Annotated in this window: 6 protein-coding genes; all 6 read right to left on the bottom strand. The window is 63.0% G+C overall.

The genetic code is table 11. From position 1 onward, the window contains the following. Positions 1 to 16: 16 nt before the first annotated feature. The 6 genes from JQM68_RS09600 to argB all read right to left on the bottom strand — a co-directional run bounded on the left by JQM68_RS09600 (position 17) and on the right by argB (position 6,456). The gene (locus tag JQM68_RS09600; protein WP_235222790.1) at positions 17 to 1,057 is read right to left on the bottom strand and encodes an ABC transporter substrate-binding protein; all 1,041 of its coding nucleotides are present in this window, start codon (positions 1,055 to 1,057) and stop codon (positions 17 to 19) included. Positions 1,058 to 1,081: 24 nt separating this feature from the next. Then, a complete protein-coding gene (locus JQM68_RS09605; RefSeq protein WP_235222791.1) occupies positions 1,082 to 1,333 on the bottom strand; it encodes a TM1266 family iron-only hydrogenase system putative regulator in 252 nt (83 codons plus the stop codon). A 236-nt stretch (positions 1,334 to 1,569) separates the two neighbouring features. Beyond that, positions 1,570 to 3,039: a 4-alpha-glucanotransferase gene (malQ, locus tag JQM68_RS09610; protein ID WP_235222792.1), complete on the bottom strand. Its 1,470-nt coding sequence runs from the start codon at positions 3,037 to 3,039 to the stop codon at positions 1,570 to 1,572. Positions 3,040 to 3,153: 114 nt separating this feature from the next. Continuing rightward, positions 3,154 to 4,137, bottom strand: coding sequence for an ornithine carbamoyltransferase (gene argF / locus JQM68_RS09615; RefSeq protein WP_235222793.1), 984 nt, complete (start codon positions 4,135 to 4,137; stop codon positions 3,154 to 3,156). 275 nt (positions 4,138 to 4,412) lie between these two features. Then, positions 4,413 to 5,591, bottom strand: a complete 1,179-nt coding sequence (locus JQM68_RS09620) for an aspartate aminotransferase family protein (RefSeq protein ID WP_235222794.1) — start codon at positions 5,589 to 5,591, stop codon at positions 4,413 to 4,415. A 1-nt stretch (position 5,592) separates the two neighbouring features. After that, positions 5,593 to 6,456: an acetylglutamate kinase gene (gene argB, locus JQM68_RS09625; protein ID WP_235222795.1), complete on the bottom strand. Its 864-nt coding sequence runs from the start codon at positions 6,454 to 6,456 to the stop codon at positions 5,593 to 5,595. Positions 6,457 to 6,797 lie beyond the last annotated feature (341 nt).

Here is a 6,797-nt window from a genome sequence, read left to right on the forward strand (position 1 = left end):
GGCTGCTCCTTAGAATTCAGGCGTTGTAGTAGAAATCGTCCCCCGGCAGCTTGCCGCCCACGGAGGTAGGCTCGGCGTCAAAGAGGACCTGGAGGTAGCCGGAGAGCTTGGCGCCCATCTCCTCCCCGGTGATGCAGACGATGTTGCAGTGGGGCAGGGCCTTTTCCGCCACGGGAGCGGCCTCCACGATGCCGTACTCGCTGATGAGCTGGGCGGCGTCGGCGTTGTTGCCGTTCACCCATTCCACGGAGGCGGCGTAGTCCTGAAGGAAAGCGCTGACAGCGGCGGGATGCTCCTCCACGAAGGACTTCCGGGCCACGACAACGCCGGTGATGAGGCCGGAGCCGTTGTCCAGGGCGTCCCACTCGGCGGTCAGGTCCAGGGCCACCCGCAGGCCTTCGATCTTGGTCTGGGCCACGGTGACGAAGGGCTGGGGCAACAGGGCGATGGTCGCCGCGCCGGAAGCCAGGGCCGCCACGCACTCGGCGTGCTCGCTCTTCCAGTCGATGGTCACGTCGGTGTCCGGGTCAATGCCGTTTTCAGTGAGGAGGTAACGGAGGGCGTACTCCGGGGTGCTGCCCTTGCCGGCGGCCACAACGGTCTTGCCCGCCAGGTCCGCCATGGACTGGACCGCGTTGCCGTTCTCCACGATATAGATGACGCCCAGAGTGTTGACGGCCAGGGTCACGATCTGGCCCTCGGTCTTGTTGTACAGCACGGAGGCCAGGTTAGCCGGGACGCAGGCCATGTCCAGGTCGCCCTTGATGAGGGAGGGCGTCACCTCGTCGGCGGCGCCGGCCAGGGTGAAGTCATACAGGGGGCCGTCAGCGGACTGGGGGTCGTCGCTCATCAGCTTCACCAGACCCATAGCGGTAGGGCCTTTCAGGGCGGCGATGCGGGTGGTGACGCTTTCCTCGGCGGGTGCCTCCTGAACAGGTTCCTCCTGGGCGGGAGGCTCCGCGGAGGCGGGCTCCTCTGCCTTCTGGCCGCAGGCGGTGAGGGACAGCGCCAGCAGCAGGGCCAGCGTCAGGGACAGCGTTTTCTTGAACAGGTTCATGGTCGGTTTCCTCTTTTCTTAAAATTACAGGTTTTCCGGGGCATAGACCGTCTTGGCGGTGACGCCGGGCAGTCGGCCCAGCTTCCCCGACAGGGCGGAGATGACATCCTGGGGGGCGTCCAGCGCCACGCTGATGATGTTCACGCCCCGCTGCCGGTAGGGTACCCCCATCCGGCCGATGATATAGGCGCCGTACTGGTGCAGCAGGTCGTTCAGGGCCGTCACAGCGGCGCCCTCCCGGACGATGACGGCCAGCACAGCCACGCGGGTCTCCATGGCAGTCTCTCCTTTCTGTGGAAAAAAATACCCCTCCGCACAGCTGGCGGAGGGGTGGAAAGCATAGGAAAACAGCACACGGCGGCAGACCGTGTGTGCGTCCGGCTTTCGGCGCGGGATAGGTAAAAACCCTTGCCGTCAGGTGACGTGTCGTTGGTTGGGCCCGGCGGGCAGAGGGGGTCTTTCCGCAGGGTGGAATTATTGTAGCATACGGGCGGGACATCCGTCAAGAGGTCTCAGCACCGGCTGAAGGCGTGGGTCAGCTCTTTGATTTCTTCCGCCAGAGCGGGGGTGGTCATTCCGGGCCGCATCCGCCAGCACCAGTTGTCCTCCGCCACGCCGGGGACGTTGATGCGCCCCTCGCTGCCAAGGCCCAGATAGTCCTGGAGCTGGGCCACGAACAGCTCCGCCACGCTCCCCTGGCCCGCCCGCAGCAGGGCCCGCCGGACGCTCTCCGCGTCATCGGCGCCCAGGTAGGCTTTGGCAAAGGCTTTTTCCTCTTCCGTGGCGTGGGTGTACCAGCCCACGGCGGTGTCGTTGTCGTGGGTGCCGGTGTAGCAGATGCAGTGGGGCTGGTAATGGTGGGGCAGGTAGGCGTTATCCGGGCCGGAGAAGGCAAACTCCAGCACCTTCATACCCGGCAGGCCGGATTCGTTCCGCAGGTCGTGGACGGCGTCGGTCAAAATGCCCAGATCCTCGGCGATGTAGGTGATGCCGGAGAACCAGCCGGTCAGCACCCGCAAAAGGTCCATGCCGGGGCCCTTCTCCCACTGGCCCACCTTGGCGGTGTCGGAGTCGGCGGGAATGGCCCAATAGCTCTCCAGCCCCCGGAAGTGGTCGATGCGGATGGCGTCAAACAGCTTGGCGGCTCCTTCGACACGGCGGATCCACCAGCCGAAGCCGTCCCGCTTCATAGCGGCCCAGTCGTACAGCGGGTTGCCCCAGAGCTGACCGTCCTCGGAGAAGTAGTCCGGGGGGACCCCCGCTACCTTGGAGGGCCGCCCCTCCCCGTCCAGCAGGAACTGCTCCCGCTCCGCCCACACGTCGGAGGAGTCCAGAGAGACATAGATGGGCACGTCGCCGATGATCTGGATGCCCAGGCCGTTGACGTACTTCTTCAGCGCCGCCCACTGGGTGAAGAACCAGTACTGGACGCAGGTGTGGTAGGCCACATCCTCCGCCAGCGTTTCCCGCCACCGCTCCACGGCGGCGCGCTCATGGCGGCGCAGGGCCTCGTCGGGCCAGTCGCACCAGCCGCGGCCAAAGTGGGTCCGGGCGGCCTGGAACAGGGTGTACTCCTTCAGCCAAGGGGTGCTGTCCGCAAAGGCGCGGATGGCTGCGCCGTCCTGTTCCCAGGCCCGCTTCGCGGCTTTCCGCAGCAGCGGCTCCCGGACGCGGTAAACGGCACCGTAGTCCACCTTGTCCGTCACCGGCAGGCGGGCGGAGGCCAGGTCATCCTCGGTCAGCAGGCCGTCGGCGGCCAGGGCTTCCAGGTCGATAAACAGCGGGTTGCCCGCAAACGTGGAGGCGCTGGTATAGGGGGAATTGCCAAGACCCGTGGGGCCGACAGGTAAAATCTGCCACCAGGACTGTCCGGCATCGTGGAGGAAATCGGCAAATGCCCGGGCCTCCTTGCCCAGGGAGCCGATGCCGTAGTCAGACGGCAGGGAGAAGATCGGCAGTAAAATTCCGGCGGAACGTTTCATCAGAGGAAACCCCTTTTCACACACAAATTTCCCCTTTATTGTATGGATTTCCGCAGGGGATGTCAAGGCAAAAGGAAGCTCCGTCAAAGCGGCGGAGCTTCCTTTTGTTTCCTCTTATTTCATCAGCTCGTACATGACGGCCTTGATGGTATGCATCCGGTTCTCGGCCTCGTCAAAGACGATGGACTGGGCGGACTCGAACACCTCGTCGGTGACTTCCATGGCGTCCCGGCCGAACTTCTCGCCCATCTCCTTGCCCACCTTGGTCTTGTGGTCGTGGTAGGCGGGCAGGCAGTGCATGAAGCGGCACTGGGGGCCGGCGTTGTCCATGAGGGCTTTCGTCACCTGGTAGGGGCCCAGGGCCTCGATGCGCTCCTGCCAGACCTCCACAGGCTCGCCCATGGACACCCACACGTCGGTGTACAGCACGTCGGCGTTCTTGGTGGCCTCCATGGGGTCCTCGATGAACTCCAGCACGGCGCCGGTCTCGGCGGCGATGGCCTGGCACTGGGCTACCAGGGCCGCGTCAGGCATATAGGCCTTGGGAGCGCAGGCCACGAAGTGCATGCCCATCTTGGCGCAGCCCACCATCAGGCTGTTGCCCATGTTGAACCGGGCGTCGCCCAGGTACACCAGCTTCACGCCTTTGAGCTTTCCGAAGTGCTCCTGAATGGTGAGGAAGTCCGCCAAAATCTGGGTGGGGTGGAACTCGTTGGTCAGGCCGTTGAACACGGGGACCCCGGCGTATTTCGCCAGCTCCTCCACCAGTTCCTGGCCGAAGCCCCGGTACTCGATGCCGTCAAACATCCGGCCCAGCACCCGGGCGGTGTCGGCGATGGACTCCTTCACACCGATCTGGCTGCCGGTGGGACCCAGGTAGGTGCTGCCCATGCCCAAGTCCTGAGCGGCCACCTCGAAGGCGCAGCGGGTGCGGGTGGAGGTCTTTTCAAAGATGAGGGCCACGTTCTTGCCCTCCAGATAGCGGTGGGGGACGCCCGCCTTCTTCTTGGCCTTCAGGTCGGCGGCGGTGTCCAGGAACTGCTGGATCTCAGCGGGGGTGAAGTCCAGGAGCTTCAGAAAATGGGTGTGGTTTTCCATGTTGTATCCTCTCTCGGCAAGACGCGGGGGCCCGCGCTCTTCCATGTTTTTAAAATTTTATAAAATTCTGTAAGATTTTACGGATATAGAGAAAGAGAAAGCAAATAGGGAAAGATAAAGCAACCAGAAAAAGCAAAGGTGAAAGACAGGGAGAGAAAAAGAAAAAGAAAGAGAAAAAGAAAAAGAAAATCTAAAGAAAAAGAATGAGAAAAAGAAACGATAGTAGTCATAGAAACAGATGGCGTGGAAAACGTTCCACATTTTGTGGAAAACGCTCAGCCCAGGGCCTTTTCCATGATGGCAAGGCCCTGGTCCATCTCTTCCTTCGTGATGACCAGCGGCGGCAGCAGCCGCATGCCCGGCCCGGCGGTCAGCACCAGCAGGCCGTTCTCGATGAGCTTGTTGGCGATCTCGCTCTTGTTGTAACCCTCCTTGACCTCGATGCCGATCATGAGGCCCATGCCCCGGGTCTTGCCGAAGCAGGGCAGGTTCAGCTCTTCGATGCCCTTGCGCAGGTACGCGCCCTTGGCCTTGACCTCCTCCAGGAACGCGTCGCTCAGCGTCTCCTGCACCACCAGGCCCGCGGCGGCGCAGACGGGGTTGGCGCCGAAGGTGGTGGCGTGGGTGCCGGGGCCCAGGACATTCCGGCACTTCTCGTTTGCCATGATGCCGCTCATGGGCAGGCCGCCGGCGATGCCCTTGGCGAAGGACACCACATCCGGCAGGATGCCGTACTGCTGGAAGGCAAAGAGCGTACCCGTGCGGCCCACGCCGGTCTGGACCTCGTCCGCCAGCAGCAGCCAGTCTTTTTCCTCGCAGAGCTTCTTCACCGCCTGGACGTATTCGACATCCAGCGGCAGCACGCCGCCCTCGCCCTGGACCAGCTCCATCATGACCGCGCAAACGTCATCGCCGGCGGCGGCCTCCAGGGAGGTGAGGTCGTTGGCGGCGGCGTAGCGGAAGCCCTCGGTGAAGGGGAAGAAGTAGTTGTGGAACACCTCCTGGCCCGTGGCCATCAGGGTCGTGATGGTGCGGCCGTGGAAGGAGTTGTTCAGGGTGATGATGGTAGCGCGGCCCTTGCCGTACTTATCGAAGCTGTACTTCCGGGCCAGCTTGATCATGCCCTCGTTGGCCTCGCCGCCGCCGTTGGCGAAGAACACACAGCTCTCGCCGGTGCGCTTGCACAGGATCTCCGCCAGCTTCGCGGGGGGCTCGGTGTAGAACAGGTTGGACACATGGCCCAGTTTCCCGGCCTGGGTCGTGATGGCGTCCACCCAGGGCTGATAGCCGTAGCCCAGGTCGGTGACGCCGATGCCGCTGGTGAAGTCGATGTACTCCTTGCCCTCCGGGTCCCAGAGGGTGGCGCCCTGTCCGTGGTCGATGGCCACGGGGAAGCGGCCGTAGGTGTTCATAATGTACTGGCCCGTCAAATCCTTGATTTGTTGAGAGGTCATGTCAGTCTTCCTCCTTTTTCAGCATGGTGCCGATGCCCTCGTCGGAGAGCAGCTCGATCAAAATGGAATGGGGGATGCGGCCGTCCAGGATGTGGACCCGCTCCACGCCGCCGGCGATGGCGTCCACGCAGCACTGCATCTTGGGGATCATGCCGCCGGAGATGACCCCCTGGGCCACCAGCTCCGGCACGTCGTAGGTATGGAGCACGTGGATGAGGGTGTCCTCGTCGTGGGGGTCCCGCAGGAGGCCCCGGACGTCGGTCAGCAGGATGAGCTTTTCGGCGTTCAGCGCCTCCGCCAGCTTTGCGGCGGCGGTGTCGGCGTTGATGTTGTAGGCGGTGTCGGCGTCCATGCCCTGGGCCACGGTGGAGACCACGGGGATGTATCCGGTCATCAGGGCGTTTTCCACCGGCTCCGGGTTCACGCCGGTGATTTTTCCCACGAGGCCGTACTTCTCATCCAGTTGCTCCGCCTGGAACAGCTGGCCGTCCATACCGCACAGGCCGATGGCCTGGCCGCCCAGACGGTTCAGCTGGGCCACCAGGTTCTTGTTGACCTTGCCGCAGAGGATGGACTGGACGACGTCCATGGTCACCCGGTCGGTGTAGCGCAGGCCGTCCACAAACTTTGACTCATGGCCGATCTTTTTCAGCATATCGGAGATCTCTGGCCCGCCGCCGTGGACCACCACCACCCGGATGCCCACCAGGGACAGCAGGATGATGTCGCTCATCACGGCCTTGCGCAGCTCGTCGGAGATCATGGCGTTGCCGCCGTATTTCACCACGATGGTCTTGCCGGTGAATTTTTGGATATAGGGCAGGGCTTCCACAAGGGTCCGCGCCTGCTGTTCATGGGATGACATGGGAATCAGCTCCTTGAATCGGGTTGGTCCCCCCAGACTGGGGGGACGGGGGATGCACCCCCCATTTTCTTTTTGAAACATCAAAAAGAAAATGCGCCGTGCACGGTGGAAAAGAAAAAATGTTCGGCGCAAAACCGGCGCCTTTGGCGCCTTTTTTGCTTAAATGCGGGGGTCGTGCGAATCCATGCGGCAGAAACCTGCCAGGCTCCTGCCGGGTGCGCCGTACCCCAAAGGAACAGGGAACGTGCTCCCCGCATTTGGTACTGCGCAGCGGCTTTCCGGGGTGGTCATCGTAAGGGCTTTACCATTAGCCCCGCGCGTTCCGCTTCGCTACGCGCTCC

The sequence above is a fragment of the Oscillibacter valericigenes genome (assembly GCF_021531435.1).
Lineage (GTDB): Bacteria > Bacillota > Clostridia > Oscillospirales > Oscillospiraceae > Oscillibacter > Oscillibacter valericigenes_B.